Here is a 20,723-nt window from a genome sequence, read left to right as displayed (position 1 = left end):
GCCCCGAGGGTCGACCCCCGGGGCTTCGGTGTGCAGCTGGGCGGGCTCAGCCGCAGGTGTAGGTGGTGCCGTCGACCTCGTAGACGCCGGGGCCGAGGTCGGCGCACTGGGCGATGACGCCACCGAGCACCACGACGAGGATGATCGTGCCGATGATCTGCAGCACCAGCGCCACGATCGAGATGATCAGACCCGCCTTGGCCGGCGTGTTCTTCACCCCGGCAGCCTTCGACTGGCGACCGGCGATGACACCGGTGATGATGCCCGCGATCGGCGCGACGAACGCGATGATGAAGAAGCCGACGAGGCCGAGCACGAGGCTGACGATGCCGAGCGTCTTGCCGGGCACGACCTGGCCCTGGCCGGCGGGGGGCGCCGCGTTGTACTGGGGGGCCGCGTTGTACTGAGGGGCGGCCTGGTAGGGCTGCGCGGGCTGCTGACCCTGCGGAGCCTGGTACTGCGGTGCGGCGGGCGGCGGCGTGGGTTCGCCCGGGCGCTGGCTGTCGTCGGTCATCGTCGTGTCCCCTTCAGTTGATGAGCAGGTGCATCACGAACCTACCGCGAAGCTCCTGCACAGGCTCGGATGCGCGGCGGACCGTCCACAGATCAGCCCTCCGCCGCCCGGCCCGAAGCCGACGCGCTAGCGTGGAGGCGCAACGGAGGCTGCCTGGCCGACGTCGCACCCGCCCTGCGCCACCGCCGTCTCGCCTCACCCGCCTCGCTCCACCGGCTCCACCCGCTCCACCCGCCTCGCCCGCCTCGTCTGAAAGCAGCTCTGCCGTGAACGCCTCCCGCCGCCCCCTGTCCGGATCGCGGATCGACCTCGAAGCCGGCGCCTACCGCGCCTCGATCGCCAGCATCGGCGCCACGCTGCGTCTGCTCCAGCACGAGGGCCGCGACCTCGTCGTGCCGTTCGGGCTCGACGAGCTACGGCCGGCCTACCGGGGCGCCACTCTCGCGCCCTGGCCCAACCGCGTGGTCGACGGCGTCTACACCTTCGACGGCGTCGACCAGGTGCTCGCCCTCACTGAGCCCGCCCGCGGCCACGCCCTGCACGGGCTCGCGGCCTGGCTCGACTTCGCGGTGCTCGAGCGCGATGACTCCCGCGTGCTGCTCGGCGCGACCGTCGAGCCCCAGGCGGGCTACCCGCACCGTCTCGAACTCGCGGTCGAGTACGCGCTCGACGCCGACGGCGGCCTCCGTCAGTCCGTCACGGCCACGAACGTCTCCGACACCCCCGCGCCCTACGGCACCGGCCCGCACCCCTACCTCGTGGCCGGCCCCGGCCCGGTCGACGAGTGGATGCTCACTCTGCCGGCCGCGGAGGTGCTCACCGTCACGCCCGACCGTCTCATCCCGGTCGCGATCGCCGACGTCACGAGCGAAGACGGCGGAGTCTTCGACTTCCGCACCGAGCGGCTGATCGCCGACACCTTCATCGACCACGCGTTCCGCTCGCTCTCGCGCGACGCCGACGGCACCGCGACGGTCACCGTCCGCTCGCCCGAGGGCACGGCCACCGCCATGACCTTCGGCCCCGAGTGCGGCTGGGTGCAGGTGCACACGGCCGACAACGTCGACCCCACGATGCACCGCGCGGGCCTCGCGGTCGAGCCCATGACCTGCCCGCCCGACGCCTTCAACTCGGGCACCGACCTCATCGTCCTGGCGCCGAACGCCTCGACCACCGCGGCCTGGACCATCGCGGCCGTCTAGCCCCCGCCGCGCATCCGTCGCCGCCCGCGCAGCGCCGCCGAGGCTAGTCGGGCAGGCTCGCCCCGCGCAGCGCCGCCGACGCTAGTCGGGCAGGCTCGCCCCGCGCACCGCAGCCGCGCGACGCGGGATGAACACCGTCAGCACCACGCCCACCGCCGCCGCGACCGCCGAGATCACGAAGGTCACCTGGAACGCCGACGCGCTCGGCGTCGTCACCCCGTTCGCCGTCACGAGGTTCCCGGCGAGCACCACGCCCAGCACCGCGCTCGCAATCGTCGATCCGAGCGTGCGCATCACCGAGTTCAGCCCGTTCGACGCGGCCGTCTCGGTCGCCGGCACCGCCGCCATGATCAGCGTCGGCATCGACGAGTACGCGAACCCCACGCCGAAGCCCACCGCCGTGGCGATCACGATCGTGTGCCACACCTCGGTCATCAGGAACAGCGCCAGCACGTAGCCGACGGCGATGATCGCGATGCCGAGCATGAAGCTCGTGCGCGCCCCACGGGCCTTGATCAGCCGCGCCGCGACGGGCGACATCGCCCACATCACGAGCCCACTGGGCATCAGGCAGAGCGAGGCGACCAGCATCGTCTGCCCGAGCCCGACGCCGGTTCCGGTCGGCGCCTCGAGCAGCTGCGGCAGCACCACGGTGCTCGCGAAGAACGCGAACCCGACCGTGATGGAGGCGAGGTTGGTCAGCAGCACGGTGCGACTCGCGGCGACCCGCAGGTCGATCAGCGGGCTCGGCGTACGCAGCTCGAACACGCCCCAGGCCAGCAGCACGACGGCGCCGCCGATGAGCGATCCGAGCGTCAGCGGTGACCCCCAGCCCCAGCTCCCGCCCTTGGACACGCCGAGCAGCACGCCGGTCAGCCCGACCGCGAGCCCGACGGCGCCGAGCACGTCGAAGCGCCCTTCGCTCCGCAAGGTGCTAACCGGGATCATCCGCCACACCAGCACCAGCCCCACGGCCGCGAGCAGCCCCGAGACGATGAACAGCGCGTGCCAGTCCAGATACTGAGAGATGACGGCGGCGACCGGCAGGCCGACCGCGCCGCCGACGCCGAGCGTCGCCGAGACCAGTGCCACGGCCCCGCCGAGCCGGTCGCGGTGCAGCACGTCGCGCAGGATGCTGACGCCGAGCGGGATCACACCGATCCCCGCACCCTGCAGCGCCCGCCCCACGATCAGCGGGATCAGCGAGCTCGAGAACAGCGCCACCACCGACCCGACGATCACGAGCGCGAGCAGCACGAGCACCATCCGGCGCTTGCCGTAGAGGTCGCCGAGCCGCCCGGCGATCGGCGTCGACACGGCCGCGGCGAGCAGTGTCACGGTGACCGCCCACTGTCCGTCCGAAGGCGAGACGTCGAGCAGCGCCGGCAGCGAGGGCACGAGCGGCGTGAGCAGCGTCATCATGAACGCCGCGACCAGCCCCGTGAACGCGAGCGTGAACACGACGGCCCGCTGATTGACGGGCGCGCTCAGACGGGCGCGCTCCTCGTCGCTGAGCCACGGCACGTCCTGCTGCACGTTCTGATCGTTACCCGATTGCGTCGACGAGATGATTGCCCCCTGTGAAGTAGATACGCGGGTGCAACCGCACGGGCATCCGCTCTATTCCTGCTGATTTCAGGATGCCCGCCCGGCCCCCGCGCCCGACACCCCTGTCGTTCGGCAGAATGGCCCCATGCACACCGAGCGGGGCTTCGATCGACTGGTCAACTTCAGCGACGCCGTCGTGGCCATCGCGATCACGCTGCTCATCCTGCCGCTGGTCGACAGCGTCACCGACGTCGCCTCGGGGCAGAGCGTCTGGGACGTCGTGCTCGACGACCTGCCGAAGTTCATGGTCTTCATCATCAGCTTCGCGGTGATCGGCCGCTTCTGGATCGCCCACCACCGCGTCTACGAGCGTGCCGTCGACTACGACTCCTGGCTGCTCTGGGCGAACCTGTTCTGGCTGCTGACGATCGTCTTCCTGCCGTACCCGACCGAGCTGCTGTCCGAGGGCTCCAGCGCCGACGACGGTCGCGCCGCGATCTACGTCGGCACGATGCTGCTCAGCAGTCTCGCGCTGCTCTGGCAGCAGGCCATCCTGATCCGCCGGCCCGCCCTGGTGGCCCCCGCGGTGCGCGGCACGCTCTCGATCATGCCCTCGGTCGTGACCGCCGGGATGATGCTCGTGACCTTCCTCGCTGTGGTCCTCGTGCCGGGGCTCGGCCTCTGGGGGCTGTTCCTGCTCGTGCTCACCGGCCCGGTGCAGGCGATCGTCAGGCGCCTGACGGGTCGCTCCGACGCCCCTCTTCCAGCTCCGTCAGGAACGCCGCCACCGCTGCCCTGAACACCCGCGAGGTCACGGCGCTGACGTGGTCGCGGCCCGGCAGCCCGAGGAACCGCGCTCCGGGCAGCTCGGCGGCGAGCATCCGGGAGCCGTCGTGCACCGGGTCGTCCTCCCCCGCGACGATGAAGAGCGGATGCGCGACCGCACCCGCGCGCGGCCGGAACGCCCGGCGCCTCACGGCCTCGGCCAGCCGGAGCAGAGCTTCGGGGTCGTTGCCGGCGGATGAGGCCATGCCGACGTAGCGGGCGGTCTCCCCGTTCAGCGCCTGGCTTCCGTCCGCCGTGGTGCTGGCCGTCGCGGTGCTGGCGGCGGTGGTGCTGGCTGCGGAGATTGTGGCGGTCGCGGATCGGGCGGCGGCGAGGTCGAAGCCGGCGAACGACCCCTCGACGGGCGGGCCGCCCATCGTGACCGAGCGCACGCGCTCGGGGTGGGTCTGCACGTAGTCGTGCGCGAGCCGGGCACCGAGCGAGTAGCCGATCACGTGCACGCTCTCGCCGGGCGCCTCGGCATCGAGCACCGCAGTCAGGTCGTCGCGGAACGCGCTCAGCCCGTAGGCGGCGAGACTGCGGGGGCGGCCGCTCTCGCCGTGGCCGCGGAGGTCGGGGGCGATCACGCGGAAGCCCGCGTCGACCAGCGTGGACACCCAGCGCGTGCGCACCCAGTTCGACCGGCGGTCGGAGGCGAAGCCGTGCACGAGCAGCACCGCCGGCGCCCCGGTCGCGCCCGCCGTCTCATAGACGATCCGCACTCCGCCGGCGCCGCTGACCGAGCGGGCCTCCGGTCGGCTGTCTCCTCCTGCACCGTCGGTCGCAGTCCGGATCTGTCCACCGTTCGCCTCGCCCGCAGTCACCCGACCACCCTAGGCGCGCGAGAATGACCGGGTGACAGACTCCGCTCCCTCTTCGCTGCCCTCGCCGGTTCCCGCCCCGCCCGGCCTCTCCGCCGATGCCCGCTGCCCCTGCCTCAGCGGCGCGCCCTACGGCGAGTGCTGCGGCCCGTTCCATGCCGGCACCGCCGTCGTTCCCACGGCCGAGCAGCTCATGCGCTCCCGCTTCTCGGCCTTCGCGGTCGGCGACCCGGCCTACCTCCTGGCAACCTGGCACCCCTCGACGCGCCCCTCCCGGCTCGAGCTCGACGACTCGCTGCGTTGGTACCGCCTCGACATCCCCTCCCGCTCGGCGGGCGGCCCCCTCGACACCGAGGGAGTCGTCGAGTTCGCGGCCCACCACCGCCCGCGCCCCGGCCACCCGGGTGCCGCGGGCATGCAGCACGAGACGAGCCGCTTCGTGCGGGAAGGAGGCCGCTGGTACTACGTCGACGCCCTCTGAGGTGAGCCCTACGCAGGGCCCGGCTCCGCGCCCGCACCAGCTCGGCACGCGGGCTTGCGCATCCGCGGATCGGGCCCAAGGTGGAAGCACCGACAGAGGAGTCACCATGACCGACAGCAGCAGCACCACCCCCGCGCCCGACGACGCCGACCAGCCCGACGTCCTCGACCAGGGCGGCTCGTTCGGCGCCCCGACCGTCGACGCCTCCACTGGTGACGGCTCGACGGGTGACGGCTCGACGGGTGACAACTCGACGGGTGACGGCTCGACGGGCGACACCACTGACGCGCGTGACATCGCCGACCAGCCCGACGGCGTCGACGAGCGCGGCGAGAAGTCGTCGCTCGATCCCGACCACGAGAGCTTCGCCGCCCGGGAGGCGCACTCCGAGAGTTCGGGCCCGAACGGATCCGGCACCAGCAGCCCCGACGGCATCGGAGCCTACAGCGACGGAGCCGACGCCTCGGCCGCGCCGGCCGACACCCACGCCGACAGCCCCGACCCCGACGCTGACGGCGTCGCCTGACGCCCTCCCCCGTTCGTCCTCGCCACCGGAGGCCGGGCGGGCGAGGGAATGGCGGCGACCACCCAGGCGTTGAAGCGGGTGACCTGGAAGGCCGACCATGACCTTGACCATCGCCACCCCCACGACCCACCGCACCCCGCCGCTCAGCGAGCAGCTGCAGCGCCTGATCGACCTCGGCCTGCCCGAACTCGCCGGCATCAGCGCCGAGGAACTGCGGAGCCGCGCGTCGACTCTCCGCGGCCGCCCCGACTCGATCCTCGTGGTCGGCCCCGCGATCGCCGCGCCCTCGCAGCTCGTCACTCTGCTGCGTCGGGGCGGGAAGCCGGGATTCGTCGTCGAGGACCTCACCGACCTCGACGCGTTCACCGAGCATCCGGACCTCGACGCCTGCCCCGAGGGCTTCTCGCTCGCCCACGGAATGGACCGCGGCGACGACCTGTCGAACCGCACGCCCGACGAGGCGCTGCCCGAGATCCTCGCCCGTGGCCGCCGCCCGCTCACGATCAGCGAGGGCATCAGCTGGCTCCTCCAGCAGCCCGAGCAGCTGGCCCCGAATCACTGCTTCATGACCATCGCCTCCCGCCACCGCAAGCCCGACGGCACGCTCGACGCCCGCGTCCCGGCCCTGTGGATCAGCGGCGGGACGGGCCGCGACGGCCGCACCCGCCGCGGCGCCCCCAAGCTCGGCTGGTGCTGGGCGGGCAACCGCCACCCCTGGCTCGGCCACGCCTCAGCCACCGCCGCCTGACCTTCCCAGTCGGTGACAATCTTTGTCACACGGCGTATCCTCGCTCCATGGCAACCATGAACGTCTCCCTCCCCGACGCGCTCAAGGACTTCGTCGAGTCGCAGGTCGGCGAGCGGTACGGCACCAGCAGCGAGTTCATCCGTGAGTTGATCCGCCGGGAACAGGACCGCGAGAGGCTGCGCGCGCTCGTCACCGACGGCATGACCTCGGGACCGGGTTCTGAACTCGATGCCTCCTACTTCGAGTCACTGCGTGCGCGCATCCGCGACGCCGCGTGACCCGCCGCGTGGTCACCACCGCGCGCGCCGACGAGGACATCGCGTCGGCGATCGACGACTACGTGGGCGAGGGCGCCGCTGATGTCGCACTCGACCTCGTCGACGAACTCGAGAATCTGCGCGACCTCCTCGCCGAGTTCCCGTCGCTGGGGTCGGCGCGCCTGGCAATCGATCTCGGCATCCCCGAGGTGAGGAGCGTTCCGCTCGGCCGCTTCCCGTACGTGGCGATCTACACCGACGACGCGGACGCCGTGCGCATCCATCGCGTGCTCCACACGCGGCGCGACCTCCCCCGCGAGTTCGCCGGTGATTGAGGGAGTGGTGTCCCTGGCCGCTCGCGAGTACCGCCCGACCCTGCTGCTCGCCATCGGCGCCGGCCTGGTCCTCGTGGGGGCGCTGTCCCTGATCTTCCCCCACCCGTTCGAGCGTTTCATCGCCAGGAACCGACCGGGAACGGACGAGACGACGCGCGGCGATCGAGAGACGAACCGGGTGTGGGGAATCGGCACCGTCGTCGTGGGGGCGATCTGCCTGGTCATCTTCATCGTGCGCCTTGTCGCGTAGGCGCGCGACTTTCCGGGATGAAGAGTCGCGACAGCAGGCGAGCCGCAGCCGCGGAAACGGCGAAGGCCCCGGTTCGTAGAACCGGGGCCTTCGTGTGGTGCGCCCTAAGGGATTCGAACCCCTGGCCTTCTGATCCGTAGTCAGACGCTCTATCCAGCTGAGCTAAGGGCGCAGTGTGTGAGAAACGATCTCCCGCACGAACATCAGAGCCTAGCAGGTGGTTCGGGCAACACAAAGTCGACGCAGCCTCAGCTCGCGGGTGCCTCGATGTCGGGGGCGGATGCCACGATTGACCCATGTCTCCCGCACCGCCCCCGAGCTGGCGTTCGGCCGTCGACGCCCTGTCGCCTGCCGGCCCCGAGCGCGCGTCGGCGAGCGCACGAACCGCTGAGACCGGTGGGGCGGGCGGCGAGGGAAGCACGTTTATGGGCCTCCAGTTCGAGGTGCGTGAAGAGGCGCCGCGTGACCACGATCGCTGGCGCGGCCCGAGCACCCGCGCGGCGACCGCGGAGGGAGCGGCGGCCGAGGGGGCCCCGCGACGGCTGGCCGTTCGGCCGGTCATCCGCTCGGTGTCGGGTTCGTATGTGAAGGCGAACGTGACCTGGGGCTCCTTCACCCACCAGGTCAACCGGCTCGCGCTCGACCCCGCGCACCACCGCTGGTTCGCGCAGTTCGCCGCGCTGCACCGCGCCACGCGGCCGCCCCACGTCGTGCCCGAGACCGACTGGCTGACGCTCGACGACTTCCTCAGCCCGCTGCTCTGGCAGCTGCTGGCCGAGGCGCGCCGGCTGGGCATCGCCCTCGTCAGCTCGGCCAAGGCCGGCACGGTGCAGGTGAGCGGATGCGCGTCCGTCTCCTTCGACGCCCGCCAGCGCTCGGGCGACCTCCGCCTCACCCCGCTCGTCGCCTTCACCGAAAGGGCCGCCGACGCCGGTGATGACGCAAGGCGCGACGACCACGGTGACGACGACGACGAAAACGACGACCTGCACCCCGCCCAGCATGCCGGAGCCATCGGCGACCACGGCATCTACGCCTACGACCTGACCAGCGCCAAGCGGCCGCGGATCGTGCTGGCACCGGCCGCGCATCCGCTCAGCATCGAGGAGCAGCGCGCACTCGGCCGCCCCGCCATCACCGTGCCGGCGGCCGACACCGGGCAGTTCTTCGAGGAGTACTACCCGGCGCTCCGCCGCGGCATCCTGCTCGCGAGCGCCGACGGGAGCGTCGCGCTGCCGACGGTTCCCCCGCCGACGCTGGTGCTGACGGCGCGGTTCCTGGCCGACGACGTGCTGACGCTCGACTGGGAGTGGGTGGGGCTGCGCGACGCGGTGTCCGAGCTGCGCATCGCCGAGGCGGCGCGCGAGCAGCTTGACACCGTGCTGCGGCGCTTCCCGGCGGCGGCCGCCCTCGAGATCGATGCGGAGGCGCCGCCGGTCACCCTCGACGGCGTCACCGCGGCGGCTTTCGCCGAGAAGGCGCTGCCGGCCCTCGACGCCCTGCCCGACGTGCGGGTCGACGTGATCGGGCCGCGGCCGGCCTACCGCGAGCTGATCGGCCACCCCGACATCAGCATCACCCACGTCGAGACGCTGAAGCGCGACTGGTTCGACCTCGGCATCGTGGTGAACATCGGCGGCTACCGGGTGCCGTTCGGCCCGCTCTTCAAGGCGCTCGCCAAGGGGCGCACGCGGTTGCTGATGGTCGACAAGACGTACCTGTCGCTCGAGCATCCGGCGTTCGACCGCCTGCGCGAGTTGCTCGAGGAGTCCACGACGCTCGACGAGTGGGAGACCGGCCTGCGCGTCAGCCGCCACCAGGCCGCCCGCTTCGCCGAGTTCGACGACACGGCCGACGAGAGCCCCGACGCCCTCGCCTGGCGGCAGGCGGTGCGGGCGGCGCAGCAGCTGGCCCGGGCGACGGATGCTTCGGTGCCACCCACACCGGTGCCCGCCACCGTCTCGGTCACCCTCCGCCCCTACCAGAAGGCGGGGTTCGACTGGCTGGCGTTCCTTCACCGCAACGGGCTCGGCGGCATCCTGGCCGACGACATGGGCCTCGGCAAGACCCTCCAGACCTTGGCGCTGATCGCCCATGCCCGCGAGCACCGGGCCGAAGGCGGGGCGGGCGCCGCCGCGCATCCGCCGCCCTTCCTCGTGGTGGCACCGACCTCGGTGGTCGGCACGTGGCAGGCCGAGGCCGCGCACTTCACCCCGGGCCTGGTCGTTCGCGCGGTGACCACCACGCAGGGCAGCGCGGCGCGGCTTGCCGAGGTCGCCGCGGGGGCCGACATCGTGGTCACGAGCTATGCCCTGTTCCGCCTCGACGCCGCCCACTACCGCGCCCTCGATTGGGCCGGGCTCGTGCTCGACGAGGCCCAGTTCGTGAAGAACCACCTCTCGAAGGCGCACGAGGCCGCGCGCGAGCTCGACGTGCCGTTCCGCCTCGCCATCACCGGAACCCCGCTCGAGAACAACCTGCTCGAGCTCTGGGCGCTGCTCGACATCGTCGCGCCCGGGCTGTTCCCGTCGGCGCGGCTGTTCGCCGAGAAGTTCCAGCGGCCGATCGAGCGGGGCATCGACCCGCGGGCGCTCGCGACGCTGCGGCAGCGCATCCGGCCGGTGCTGCTGCGCCGCACGAAGGACGCCGTCGCGCCCGAGCTCCCGGCGAAGCAGGAGCAGGTGCTGCCCGTGGAGCTCTCCCCCGCGCACCGGCACCTCTACGACACCGTGCTGCAGCGCGAGCGGCAGAAGCTGTTCGGGCTGCTCGACGACCTCGACCGCAACCGCTTCATCGTCTTCCGCTCGCTGACACTGCTCAGGATGCTCAGCCTCGACGCGTCCCTCATCGACGACGCTCATTCGTCCATCCCCTCGTCCAAGCTCGACGTGCTGGTCGAGCAGCTCGGCGAGGTGATCGGCGAGGGCCACCGCTCGCTCGTGTTCAGCCAGTTCACGAGCTACCTGGCGAAGGTCGCGGCCCGGCTCGACGCGGAGGGCATCGCCTACGAGTACCTCGACGGCTCGACGCGGCGGCGGCCCGAGGTGGTGCAGCGGTTCCGGGAGGGCACTGCGCCGGTGTTCCTGATCAGCCTCAAGGCCGGGGGCTTCGGGCTGACGCTGACGGAGGCCGACTACGTCTACCTGCTCGACCCGTGGTGGAACCCGGCGTCGGAGTCGCAGGCGATCGACCGCACGCACCGGATCGGGCAGGAGCGTCCGGTGAACGTGTACCGGCTGGTCGCGACCGACACCATCGAGGAGAAGGTGATGGCACTGAAGGAGCACAAGGCCGAGCTCTTCGACGCGGTGCTCGACGACGACGCCCTCTTCGCGAGGGCGCTCACGGCCGACGACCTGCGGGGGCTGCTCGCCTGAGCGGCGCGCGAACCGCGGCCGGTCAGAGTCAGTCGAGGAGCGGCGCCGCCTTCGGCTCAGGGGCCGCGCGCGCCCGGCGGCGGCGCGTCACGAGGTACGAGCCCACGAGCACCAGCCCGAAGCCGACGGCGGTCCACACCGTGACGCGCTCCCCGAGCACGAGCGCCCCCGCCACGATCGCCACGGCCGGATTGACGTAGGTGATCGTCGTGGTGCGCACGGGTCCGATCTCGGCGATCAACGCGAACATGATCAGGAACGCGCCCGCGCTGCAGACGACCGCGAGCGTGACCACCGACGCGATCACCTCCGCCGACGGCACCTCGGTGGGCAGCGCGCCGGTCAGCAGCACGACGGGTAGGTAGACGAGCGCGGCGATCAGCAGCGAGACGGTCACGACGCCCACGGCGGGCAGATCGGGCATCCACTTCGACAGGATCGCCGGGCCGATCGCGTAGCCCACGACGACGATGGCGACCTGGCCGACGGCGACGAGATCCGAACCGGCGACGTCGAGGCCCACCAGCGCGGCCACCCCGAGCATGCCGACGACGATGCCGGCCCAGTTGGCGCCGCTCAGCCGCTCGGGCCGGCCGAACAGGAACGCGACCCCGACCCCGACGAGCGGCACCGCGGCCAGCAGCAGCCCGGCGGTCGAACTCGGCAGCCGCTGCTCGGCCGTGCTGAGGAAGTACCACGGCACCACGATCTCGACGGCCGTGTAGATCAGCAGCGGCCGCCAGCGCCGCAGCACGACGAGCACCTGCCTGCGGTGCACCGCCAGCGGCAGCAGCAGGAGCCCGCCGAGCGCGCTGCGGGCGAGCACCACCATCGCGGGGTCGAGCTCTCCGACGGCGACCTTGATGAGCAGGTACGGGATGCCCCATGCAACGCCCAGCGCCGCGAAGAGCACGACGCCCCGACGTGTCATGCCGCGCGAACCGATGGTGCCATGCAGCGATTCTGGCACCCGCCGCAGCACCCGCGGCACGGGCCGACGCAGGATGGCGGGATATCGACGCAGCCCGGCCGAAAGGGTTGCCGACAGACGGCCGATGGGCATCTCGGGACGAGGACGAGCGACCGCGACTGCGACCGCGGCTGCGACCGCGATGGCGACGTCAGCCCAGCGCCACGACCCGCCCGATCAGGTCCTGGATGAACGGGATGAGGTCCTGCACCTGGCCGACGCTCGACATCCCGGTCGCGACGAGCGGCCAGACCGACCCGATCAGCGTCGCCACCACCGCCGCGACGGCCGCGACCCACGACAATGCGCCGTTGCGCGACACAAACGCCGACCAGAGGAACCCGAGCGCGACCACGGAGCAGATCAGGATCGACACCGCGATGGCACCGACCGGCACGTCGAGCACCCCGACCGTCGTGGCGTCGGCGCCCGCGATCAGGCCGAGCACGGGCAGCATCACGCCGACCACGATCAGCAGGCAGACGACGAGTCCCGTGATGACGGCGGCCCAGACGGCGCGCGGGCGGCTTCGGCGGGAACGGGACGATCGCATGGTGCTCCTCGGATGGCGGCGGCTCCGCGCGGGGCGGCCTCGCCGACGCGCGTCACCTCTGAGACGCTCCCGCACCCCGCTTCGTCACATCCGCCGCGCCGACCGTCGCCCAGCGGCTCCGCGAGCCGGCGACCAGGCCGAGGCGAGCGAAGCCGCCGCCGCAGCCGTCAGGCCGAGGCGGGCGAAGCCGCCGAAGCCGCACCGGCAGGCTCCGCAGCGAGCGCCGACGCGAGCGGCGTGTACCCGAAGTGCGGGAACGCCTCCGCCGTCGGCTCGTGCGTCAGCCGCCCGTCCACGGTCGACACCGCCGCCGCCAGCGCCGCGTCCCGCTGCACGGCCTCCCGCCACCCGCGATCGGCCAACCGCACCACGTACGGCAGTGTCGCGTTAGTCAGCGCCGCCGTCGACGTGGCCGGCACCGCGCCGGGCATGTTCGCGACGCAGTAGAAGATCGTCTCCTCGACCGGATACGTCGGCTCATCATGGGTGGTCGGTCGCGAGTCCTCGAAGCAGCCGCCCTGGTCGATGGCGATGTCCACCAGCACCGAGCCGCGCTTCATCCGCGACACGAGCTCGTGCGAGACGAGCTTCGGTGCGGCCGCACCCGGCACGAGCACCGCGCCGATCACGAGGTCGGCCTCGAGCACGCTCCGCTCGACCTCGAACGCGTTCGACACCACGGTCTTCACGCGCCCGGCGAACACCTCGTCGATGTGCCGCAGCCGCGGGATCGACAGGTCGAGCACCGTCACGTCCGCCCCCACCGCGACCGCCTGCTGCACCGCGTTCTCGCCGGCCTGCCCGCCGCCGATCACGGTGACCTTCGCCGGGCGCACCCCGGGCACGCCCCCCAGCAGCACGCCGCGGCCGCCCTTCGACCCCATCAGGTGGTAGCTGCCGACCATCACCGACAGCCGTCCGGCGACCTCGCTCATCGGCGCGAGCAACGGCAGCGAACCGTCGGCGAGCTGCACGGTCTCGTAGGCGATCGACGTCGCCCGAGACGAGATCAGCGCGGCCACGAGCGGTTCGGCGGCGGCCAGGTGCAGGTAGGTGAAGATGAGCTGGCCCGCGCGCATCCGCTCGTATTCGGGCTCGATCGGCTCTTTGACCTTCACGATCATCTCGGCGGCCCACACCGCATCGACATCGACGACGGATGCTCCCGCCGCCGCATACTCGTCGTCGACGATCGCCGAGCCGACGCCGGCCCCCGTCTCGACGAGCACCGTGTGCCCGTGCTTCACCAGCTCGAAGACACCCGACGGCGTCATCGCCACCCGGAACTCGTTGTTCTTGATCTCTTTCGGCACCCCGATGATCACGGTGGGCTCCTTCGCTCGTCGTCGACCGTCGCGTTCGCGATCTGGCTCGATTATCGGGCGATCGGATGCTCGTTGTCATCGATCCCGAATATCATTCGGTCGAGGCGGCAGTTCTGGCCGCGTAGTTCGGAGGACGAGAGCGATGGGGCGTACCGACGGAACAGCCGTGATCGACGACATCGACGAGCGGATCGTCTGGGAGCTCTGCCGCGAGGCCCGGCTGCCGAACAAGGAGCTGGCGGAGCGCGTGGGCATCGCGCCGTCGACCTGCCTCGTGCGGGTGCGGGCGCTGCACGCGAGCGGGGTGCTGCGGTCGTTCCACGCGCAGCCCGACTGGGCGTCGCTCGGGCTGCCGATCGAGGCGATCGTGCAGGTGCGGCTGAAGGCGCAGGCGCGGGCGGAGATCCGCAGCTACGCGCAGCGCGTGATCACCCTCCCGAACGTGCTGAACGTGTTCTTCCTGGGCGGAGCCGACGACTTCCTGATCCACGTGGCCTGCACCTCGACGGGGCAGCTGCGGGACTTCGTGGCCACCGAGCTCAGCATGGACAACTCGGTCGCCTCCACGCAGACGAACATCGTCTTCGACCACCTGATCGGGGTGCAGCACATGCAGCAGGGCAGCTCGTGGAGCGAGGTGCGCGAGGCGCTGTAGGGCGGTTGCGCGGCGCGGCGGGCAGCGCGGGCGGGCGTCGGGTCAGTCCTCGTTCCAGAACCCCACGTGCACCGCGGTGGCACCGGGCAGCGCGACCGGCCCGACGACCTCGACGTCACGCCCGCCCCGCGCGAGCACCTCGCGCGACGGAAGCGCCAGCGTCGGCACGCCCTCCTGCGCGTCGACGAGGTCGCGCAGCGCCTCCTCCGACAGGGCGAAGACCACGCGCGGGATGTCGGCCCAGTAGATCGCGCCCGTGCACATCGCGCAGGGCTCGGTGCTCGTGTACAGCGTGGAGGCGGCGAGCTCGTCGCGCTCCAGCTGCTGCCCCGAGTCGCGGACGAGGTTGGTCTCGGCGTGACCGATGGGGTCGTGTCCGGTGTTGACGGTGTTCATCGCCTCGATGGCGCGTCCGTCGGCAGTGACGAGGAGCGCGCCGAACGGGTGGTCGCCGCGGTCGCGGGCGGCGGCCGCCAGGGCGACGGCCCGCTCGAGGTGCGCGAGGTCGGCGGGGGCGAGGTCGGAGGGCGCGAGCGGTGCGACGGTCATCCACTCAGCCTGGCACACGCCGCGCCACGGGGCGTGAACCGCCGGCTACGCCTCGACCGGGACGTGCTCGTCGTCAGGCGGGAGCGGGGCGCCCCCACGCGAGCGGCGGCGGAGCGTCAGGCCGATCAGCGGATACAGCAGCACCGAGATCATCCCCGCGCCGACCAGCGCCGCCGCCGTGCCCGGGAGGATGGCCTGGCGATCGAGGGCGATGCCGGTGACCGCGACGATGATCGGCAGGCCGGTTGCGCCGAAGAGGCCGATGGCCGCGCGGTCGACACGGGAGGATCCGGCGGGCGCGGCGAGGATGCTCGGCAGCCCCCGCACGAGGAGCAGCAGCACCGCGAACACCGGCAGCAGCACGAGCGCGACCGGGTCGGCGAGGAGCGCCTCGAGGTCGAAGGTGATGCCGGTGTAGATGAAGAAGACCGGCACGAGGAAGCCGAACGCGACCGCCTCGAGCTTCGCGTCGACGAGCTCCAGGTCGGGCTTGTTCACGCCCGAGAGCAGCACCCGGCAGATCACGCCGGCCGCGAAGGCGCCGAGCAGCATGTCGAGCCCGAGGATCACGCTCAGCACCACGAGCGCCGCGATCGCGAGCAGCACGAGGCGCACGGCGAACTGTCCGCTGGTGTGCAGGGTCGTCGTGACGATGCGGTGCAGGCCCGTGCGCGGTCCGCGCGAGGCGGCCAGGATGCCCAGCAGCGCGATCGCCGTGAAGCCGATCAGCACGACGGCCGAGATGCCGGGCGATCGGCCGCTGAGGAAGAGCGAGATGGCGATCAGCGGCCCGAACTCCCCCACGGCGCCGACCGCGGTGACGGCCCGGCCGAACGGGGTGGACAGCTCGCCCGCGTCGCGGAGCATCGGCATGATCGTGCCGAGCGCGGTGGAGGTGAGGGCGACGCCGATGAACACCGCGGCCTCGAGGTCGGGGGCGATCAGGTAACCGACGGCGATCGCGACGACGAGCGAGATGCCCCAGCCGAGGCCGGCCCGGGCGATCGGGCGGCCGGCGATCGCGGCGAAGTCGATCTCGCGACCCGCCATGAAGAACAGCAGCGCGAGCCCGAACTCCGCGATCGCGCCCGAGAACGGGCTCGGCCCGAGCCAGCCGAGAACGCTCGGCCCCACCAGCACGCCCAGCAGGATCTCGAACACCACCAGCGGCACGCGCGCCACCCGGCCCACGGCCGCGGCGACCAACGGAGCCGCCACGGCGAGCGCCGCGATCAGCACGATGCCGACCGGATCAGCCTGGTCCATCCCCTACCCCGCCTTCGTCAGCACCATCCTGGCGCACGGCAGCGGCGGCGTCGACAAGCCCGACCGCTCAGGCCGAGGGCACGTGCCGCTCGTCGACCCCGTTGTACGCCGACAGCGGCCGGATCAGCGCGTTCGACGCCAGCTGCTCCCGGATGTGCGCCGTCCACCCCACGATCCGCGACGCCACGAACAGCGGCGTGAACATCTCGGTGTCGAACCCCATCAGGTGGTACGCCGGCCCCGACGGGTAGTCGAGGTTCGGCTTGATGCTCTTCCGGGACTGCATCGCCTCGTCGAGGGCCACGTACAGCTCGAGCAGATCGGGCCGGTCGTACTCGGCCACGAGCGTGTCGAGCGAGGCCTTCATCGTCGGCACCCGCGAGTCGCCGTTCTTGTACACCCGGTGCCCGAATCCCATGATCTTGCGCTTGGCCGCCAGCGCCTCGTCGAGCCACGCCTCGGCCGCCGAAGCCGTGCCGATCTCGTCGAACACGTGCATCACGGCCTCGTTGGCGCCGCCGTGCAGCGGCCCCTTCAGCGCCCCGATGCCCGCGACGACCGCCGAGTACAGGTCGCTGAGCGTCGAGGTCACGACCCGCGCCGTGAACGTCGACGCGTTGAACGAGTGCTCCGCATACAGGATCATCGACACGTCGAACGCCTTCACGACCACGTCGGAGGGCACCGAACCGAAGGTCATCCGCAGGAAGTTCGCCGAGTACCCGAGCGACTCGTCGGGCTCCACGACATCCTGCCCGCGGCGGCGGCGCTGGTCGTAGGCCACGATCGCGGGCAGCGCGGCGAGCAGGTGCACGGCCTTGCCGAGCGTCCCCTCCTCCGACGAGTCGTCCCACGAGGGGTCGAGCGCGCCGATCACCGACACGGCGGTGCGCACGACGTCCATCGGATGCGCGGTCAGCGGCAGCTCGTCGATCACCCGCTTCACGGCCGGATCCAGCGCGCGCTGCGACCGCTCGGCCCGCTCGAAGGCCTCGAGCTCGGCGTCGGAGGGCAGCTCACCGTTCCAGAGCAGGTACGCGACCTGCTCGAAGGAGCACGACGCCGCCAGCTCCTGCACCGGATACCCCCGGTACAGCAGCGAGTTCGTCTCGGGGTTGACCTTCGAGACCGCCGTGTAGTCGACGACGACGCCGGCCAGCCCCTTCTTGATCTCCTGCGGATCGGTCATGTCAGCACTCCTTCGTGAACAACGTGGGCCGGCCGGTGAGGTGCTCAGCGAGCATCCGGAACCTCGAAATCGAAGACCGAGGAGTCGAACGCGTTGTAGGCCGGGTAGTCGAGCAGTTCGTAGAGTCTGGCACGCGTCTGCATCGTGGCGACCTCGCTCTTCAGTGAACCTTCGGCGACGAGTGCGTCGAGCCCGCGCTCGGCGGCGCCCATCGCGATGCGCAGCAGCGAGACCGGGTAGATCACGAGGTTCGCGCCCACCGACTCGAGCTGCGACACCGAGAACAGCTCGCTCTTGCCGAACTCCGTCATGTTCGCGAGCATCGGCACGTCGATCGCTTTGCGCATGGCCTCGAACTCCGACAGGTCGGCCATGGCCTCGGGGAAGATCGCGTCGGCGCCCGCGTCGACGAGCTGCTTGGCGCGGTCGATCGCGGCGCCGAGGCCGTCGACGGCGCGGATGTCGGTGCGCGCCATGATCAGCAGGTTCGGGTCGCGGCGCGCGTCGGCGGCGGCCCGGATGCGCTTGACCGCCGTGTCGGCGTCGACCACCGCCTTGCCGTCGAGGTGTCCGCAGCGCTTCGGGTTGACCTGGTCCTCGATGTGCAGGCCGGAGACCCCGGCGTCCTCGAGCGTCTGCACCGTGCGGGCGACGTTCATCGGCTCGCCGAAGCCCGTGTCGGCGTCGATCAGCGTCGGCAGGTTCGTCATCCGCGAGATCTGGCCACCGCGGGTGGCCACCTCGGTGAGCGTGGTGAGACCGATGTCGGGGAAGCCGAGGTCGGCGGCGATGACCGCGCCCGAGATGTAGACGCCGTCGAAGCCCTTCTCCTCGATCAGGCGGGCGCTCAGCGGGTTGAAGGCGCCGGGCATCCTGAGCAGTCGGCCGGAGGTCAGCGCCGAGCGGAAGGCGGCGCGCTTCTCGTGCGCGGGAATCGTGGAGTACAGCATCAGAAGAGTCCCTTCGGGGTGGGGATGGCCTCGAGGAGGCCGGGACGAGCGACGACGTTCAGCTGCCGCACCTCGTCGACCGTGAGCTCGGGCAGGCGCTCGGCGAGGGCGAGGAAGCGCTCGATCTCGGCCTCCTCGATGACACCGGCGGCCAGCGTGCGGAACTTCTGCACGTAGTCGGCACGGGCGAACGGGCGGGCGCCGAGCGGATGCGCGTCGGCCACCGCGATCTCGTCGACGACGGTCGAGCCGTCGGCGAGCACGATCTCGACACGGCCGCCGAACGCCTTCTCGGCGGGGTCGAGCGAGTGGTAGCGGCGCGTCCACTCGGGGTCCTCGAGCGTCTGCACCTTGTGCCAGAGCTCGACGGTGTCGGGTCGCGCTGCCCGCGCCGGGCTGTACGAGTCGACGTGGTGCCAGGCGCCGTCCTGCAGCGCGACGGTGAAGATGTATGGGATCGAGTGGTCGAGCGTCTCCCGGCTGGCCGTCGGGTCGTACTTCTGCGGGTCGTTCGCGCCCGAGCCGATCACGAAGTGGGTGTGGTGGCTGGTGTGGATCGTCACGCTCACCACGTTCGCCGGGTCGGCGGTCTCCGGATGCTCGCGGTTGAGCTTGCGGGCCAGGTCGATCCACGCCTGCGCCTGGTACTCGGCCGAGTGCTCCTTCGTGTAGGTGTCGAGGATGGCGCGCTTCGCCTCGCCGTCTTCCGGGAGGGGAACCTCGTAGCGCGCATCCGGCCCGTCGAGGAGCCACGCGATCACGCCGTCCTCCCCCTCGTAGATGGGGGTGGGGCTGGTCTGGCCGCGCATCGCCCGGTCGACCGCCTCGACGGCCATCTTGCCGGCGAAGGCGGGGGCGTGGGCCTTCCAGGTGGAGATCTCGCCCTTGCGCGACTGGCGGGTGGCGGTGGTGGTGTGCAGCGCCTGGCCGACGGCCTGGAAGATCGTCTCGACGTCGAGGCCGAGCAGGGTGCCGATGCCGGCGGCGGCCGACGGGCCGAGGTGGGCGACATGGTCGATCTTGTGCTTGTGCAGGCTGATCGCCTTCACCAGGTCGACCTGGATCTCGTAGCCCGTCGCGATGCCGCGCACGAGGTCGGCGCCGGTGCAGCCGACGTGCTGGGCGACGGCGAGGATCGGCGGGATGTTGTCGCCCGGGTGCGAGTACTCGGCCGCGAGGAAGGTGTCGTGGTAGTCGAGCTCACGCACGGCGACCCCGTTAGCCCAGGCGGCCCACTCGGGGCTGTAGCCGCCGGTGACACCGAACACGGAGGCGCCCGGGGCGTAGGGGTGGTCGAGCGCCTGGGCGCGGGCGGCGACACCCGGGCCGCGGGTGATGCTCGCGACCGCGACGGCGGCGTTGTCGATCACGCGGTTGATGACCATCTCGGTCACCTCGGGGGTCACCGCCACCGGGTCGGCGGCGACCTGGGCGATCTTGTGGGCCAGCTGGCCCTCGCGGGGGAGGTTCTCGTCGCTGCGGTGCACGCGCACGTCGTGGAGGTTCATCGGGCGGGGGCGCCTTTCGGTGGGGTGGTGGGTGCGGGGGTGGATGTTCGTTGGTCGTTCGTGGGGGCGGCGGCCGTGGGGGCGGCGGCCGTGGCGGTGGGGGCGGCGGCCGTGGGGGCGGCGGGGCGGGCATCGGTGGGGGCGGATGCTCGCGCCGGGGTCGCGGGCGGGTCGGCGTCGAGGGAGCCGAGCGTGGCGCGGAGGCTCCGCGCCAGGTGCACCCGCGTGGCGTCGGCCGCGAGTTGCGGGTCGCCGTCGACGATCGCGTCGACGATCAGCAGGTGCTCGCGGGCCGCCTCGAGCAGGCGCGCTGGGTTGTCGCGGGAGAGGCGGCGGAGGCGCGCCAGGTGGGTGCGCACGCCGGTGAGGGCCTGCACGAGGAAGGGGTTCCGCACAGCCTCGTCGATGGCCGCGTCGAAGCGGGTCGCCAGGTCGTAGTAGGCGTGACGGCCGGGGTCGGGATCGGTCAGCAGCGCGGGCACCTCCCGCAGCTCGTTCTGCAGGGCGACGAAGGCGGGGGCGCTCCGGCGTCGGGCCGCGAGTGCGGCCGCCTCGGTCTCCAGTGCACGCCGCAGTTCGAAGAGCTCGGTCACGTTCGCCGCCGAGACGGCCGTGACGATCAGGCCGCGGCCGCCCTGCGGCTCCACGAGACCGTCGGCGACGAGCCGGGCCAGGGCCTCGCGCACGGGGGTGCGGGAGATGCCGAGACGGCCCGAGAGCTCCACCTCGGCGAGCACGGCACCTGGCGCGAGCTGCCACGACAGGATCTCGGAGCGCAGCGCCTCATAGGCGAGCTCACTCGCGCGGGCCATCACGCGCATCCGCTCTCTGTATACATCGAGGCCAATCTACGCCCGTTCGTCGGCCGATTCAA

At 71.8% G+C, this 20,723-nt stretch carries 22 protein-coding genes and 1 tRNA gene; 10 read left to right on the top strand and 13 right to left on the bottom strand.

What is annotated here, in order from left to right; all coding sequences use genetic code 11:
- Positions 1-46 precede the first annotated feature (46 nt).
- Positions 47-514 carry a DUF4190 domain-containing protein gene (locus HQQ85_RS13455; protein ID WP_173183068.1) on the bottom strand — a complete coding sequence of 156 codons (468 nt, stop codon included), beginning with the start codon at positions 512-514 and terminating at the stop codon, positions 47-49.
- Positions 515-780: 266 nt separating this feature from the next.
- On the opposite strand from HQQ85_RS13455, the gene HQQ85_RS13450 reads away from it, so the two are divergent.
- Complete coding sequence (locus tag HQQ85_RS13450; protein ID WP_371741901.1) at positions 781-1,716, top strand: aldose 1-epimerase family protein; 936 nt, start codon at positions 781-783, stop codon at positions 1,714-1,716.
- A gap of 81 nt (positions 1,717-1,797) precedes the next feature.
- Here HQQ85_RS13450 and HQQ85_RS13445 read toward each other — a convergent pair whose 3' ends face one another.
- The gene (locus tag HQQ85_RS13445) at positions 1,798-3,252 is read right to left on the bottom strand and encodes an MFS transporter (protein WP_371741900.1); all 1,455 of its coding nucleotides are present in this window, start codon (positions 3,250-3,252) and stop codon (positions 1,798-1,800) included.
- A 157-nt stretch (positions 3,253-3,409) separates the two neighbouring features.
- On the opposite strand from HQQ85_RS13445, the gene HQQ85_RS13440 reads away from it, so the two are divergent.
- A complete protein-coding gene (locus HQQ85_RS13440) occupies positions 3,410-4,063 on the top strand; it encodes a TMEM175 family protein (protein ID WP_173183066.1) in 654 nt (217 codons plus the stop codon).
- Here the strand turns inward: HQQ85_RS13440 and HQQ85_RS13435 are convergent.
- Positions 3,993-4,913 carry an alpha/beta hydrolase gene (locus HQQ85_RS13435; protein ID WP_173183065.1) on the bottom strand — a complete coding sequence of 307 codons (921 nt, stop codon included), beginning with the start codon at positions 4,911-4,913 and terminating at the stop codon, positions 3,993-3,995. The two genes, HQQ85_RS13440 and HQQ85_RS13435, sit on opposite strands and share 71 nt — an antisense overlap.
- Before the next feature lie 55 nt (positions 4,914-4,968).
- Here HQQ85_RS13435 and HQQ85_RS13430 point away from each other — a divergent pair, with 55 nt between their 5' ends.
- The 6 genes from HQQ85_RS13430 to HQQ85_RS13405 all read left to right on the top strand — a co-directional run bounded on the left by HQQ85_RS13430 (position 4,969) and on the right by HQQ85_RS13405 (position 7,507).
- The gene (locus HQQ85_RS13430; RefSeq protein WP_173183898.1) at positions 4,969-5,391 is read left to right on the top strand and encodes a YchJ family protein; all 423 of its coding nucleotides are present in this window, start codon (positions 4,969-4,971) and stop codon (positions 5,389-5,391) included.
- A 106-nt stretch (positions 5,392-5,497) separates the two neighbouring features.
- Positions 5,498-5,917 (top strand): hypothetical protein, encoded by a 420-nt coding sequence (locus tag HQQ85_RS13425; RefSeq protein ID WP_173183064.1) that lies wholly within the window; start codon positions 5,498-5,500, stop codon positions 5,915-5,917.
- A 97-nt stretch (positions 5,918-6,014) separates the two neighbouring features.
- Entirely contained in the window at positions 6,015-6,665 is a 651-nt protein-coding gene (locus HQQ85_RS13420; protein ID WP_173183063.1) for a DUF5701 family protein, read from the top strand.
- Positions 6,666-6,712: 47 nt separating this feature from the next.
- The gene (locus HQQ85_RS13415) at positions 6,713-6,943 is read left to right on the top strand and encodes a type II toxin-antitoxin system ParD family antitoxin (protein WP_173183062.1); all 231 of its coding nucleotides are present in this window, start codon (positions 6,713-6,715) and stop codon (positions 6,941-6,943) included.
- Positions 6,940-7,257 carry a type II toxin-antitoxin system RelE/ParE family toxin gene (locus HQQ85_RS13410; RefSeq protein ID WP_371741899.1) on the top strand — a complete coding sequence of 106 codons (318 nt, stop codon included), beginning with the start codon at positions 6,940-6,942 and terminating at the stop codon, positions 7,255-7,257. Before HQQ85_RS13415 ends, HQQ85_RS13410 begins: the two co-directional genes overlap by 4 nt.
- 4 nt (positions 7,258-7,261) lie before the next feature.
- A complete protein-coding gene (locus HQQ85_RS13405) occupies positions 7,262-7,507 on the top strand; it encodes a hypothetical protein (RefSeq protein ID WP_173183061.1) in 246 nt (81 codons plus the stop codon).
- A 95-nt stretch (positions 7,508-7,602) separates the two neighbouring features.
- Here the strand turns inward: HQQ85_RS13405 and HQQ85_RS13400 are convergent.
- Positions 7,603-7,679, bottom strand: a tRNA-Arg gene (locus tag HQQ85_RS13400).
- Positions 7,680-7,803: 124 nt separating this feature from the next.
- On the opposite strand from HQQ85_RS13400, the gene HQQ85_RS13395 reads away from it, so the two are divergent.
- Positions 7,804-10,884, top strand: a complete 3,081-nt coding sequence (locus tag HQQ85_RS13395) for a DEAD/DEAH box helicase (RefSeq protein ID WP_173183060.1) — start codon at positions 7,804-7,806, stop codon at positions 10,882-10,884.
- Between the two features lie 28 nt (positions 10,885-10,912).
- On the opposite strand, the gene HQQ85_RS13390 is transcribed toward HQQ85_RS13395, so the two are convergent.
- From HQQ85_RS13390 to ald, 3 genes are all read right to left on the bottom strand, one after another.
- On the bottom strand, positions 10,913-11,815 hold the full coding sequence (locus HQQ85_RS13390; protein ID WP_173183059.1) for a DMT family transporter: 903 nt from the start codon (positions 11,813-11,815) through the stop codon (positions 10,913-10,915).
- 190 nt (positions 11,816-12,005) lie between these two features.
- Complete coding sequence (locus tag HQQ85_RS13385) at positions 12,006-12,407, bottom strand: hypothetical protein (protein WP_173183058.1); 402 nt, start codon at positions 12,405-12,407, stop codon at positions 12,006-12,008.
- A 167-nt stretch (positions 12,408-12,574) separates the two neighbouring features.
- Positions 12,575-13,732 carry an alanine dehydrogenase gene (ald, locus tag HQQ85_RS13380; protein WP_173183057.1) on the bottom strand — a complete coding sequence of 386 codons (1,158 nt, stop codon included), beginning with the start codon at positions 13,730-13,732 and terminating at the stop codon, positions 12,575-12,577.
- A gap of 142 nt (positions 13,733-13,874) precedes the next feature.
- Between ald and HQQ85_RS13375 the strand changes: the two genes are divergently transcribed.
- Complete coding sequence (locus HQQ85_RS13375) at positions 13,875-14,387, top strand: Lrp/AsnC family transcriptional regulator (protein ID WP_173183056.1); 513 nt, start codon at positions 13,875-13,877, stop codon at positions 14,385-14,387.
- A 42-nt stretch (positions 14,388-14,429) separates the two neighbouring features.
- Here HQQ85_RS13375 and HQQ85_RS13370 read toward each other — a convergent pair whose 3' ends face one another.
- The 6 genes from HQQ85_RS13370 to HQQ85_RS13345 form a co-directional block, all read right to left on the bottom strand.
- Positions 14,430-14,936: a nucleoside deaminase gene (locus tag HQQ85_RS13370; protein ID WP_173183055.1), complete on the bottom strand. Its 507-nt coding sequence runs from the start codon at positions 14,934-14,936 to the stop codon at positions 14,430-14,432.
- A 45-nt stretch (positions 14,937-14,981) separates the two neighbouring features.
- Positions 14,982-16,202, bottom strand: coding sequence for a cation:proton antiporter (locus HQQ85_RS13365; RefSeq protein ID WP_173183054.1), 1,221 nt, complete (start codon positions 16,200-16,202; stop codon positions 14,982-14,984).
- 67 nt (positions 16,203-16,269) lie between these two features.
- The gene (locus tag HQQ85_RS13360) at positions 16,270-17,391 is read right to left on the bottom strand and encodes a bifunctional 2-methylcitrate synthase/citrate synthase (RefSeq protein ID WP_173183053.1); all 1,122 of its coding nucleotides are present in this window, start codon (positions 17,389-17,391) and stop codon (positions 16,270-16,272) included.
- A 44-nt stretch (positions 17,392-17,435) separates the two neighbouring features.
- On the bottom strand, positions 17,436-18,341 hold the full coding sequence (gene prpB, locus HQQ85_RS13355) for a methylisocitrate lyase (protein ID WP_173183052.1): 906 nt from the start codon (positions 18,339-18,341) through the stop codon (positions 17,436-17,438).
- Complete coding sequence (locus HQQ85_RS13350) at positions 18,341-19,849, bottom strand: MmgE/PrpD family protein (RefSeq protein ID WP_173183051.1); 1,509 nt, start codon at positions 19,847-19,849, stop codon at positions 18,341-18,343. Before HQQ85_RS13350 ends, prpB begins: the two co-directional genes overlap by 1 nt.
- Positions 19,846-20,661, bottom strand: coding sequence for a GntR family transcriptional regulator (locus HQQ85_RS13345; protein ID WP_173183050.1), 816 nt, complete (start codon positions 20,659-20,661; stop codon positions 19,846-19,848). The genes HQQ85_RS13350 and HQQ85_RS13345 overlap by 4 nt, the downstream gene beginning before the upstream one ends.
- Positions 20,662-20,723: the final 62 nt, after the last annotated feature.

It is taken from the genome of Herbiconiux sp. VKM Ac-2851 (assembly GCF_013205105.1).
GTDB classification, from domain to species: Bacteria; Actinomycetota; Actinomycetes; order Actinomycetales; family Microbacteriaceae; genus Herbiconiux; species Herbiconiux flava.
Note: the sequence above shows the minus strand (reverse complement) of the source record. Positions and strands in the feature narration are given on the sequence as shown.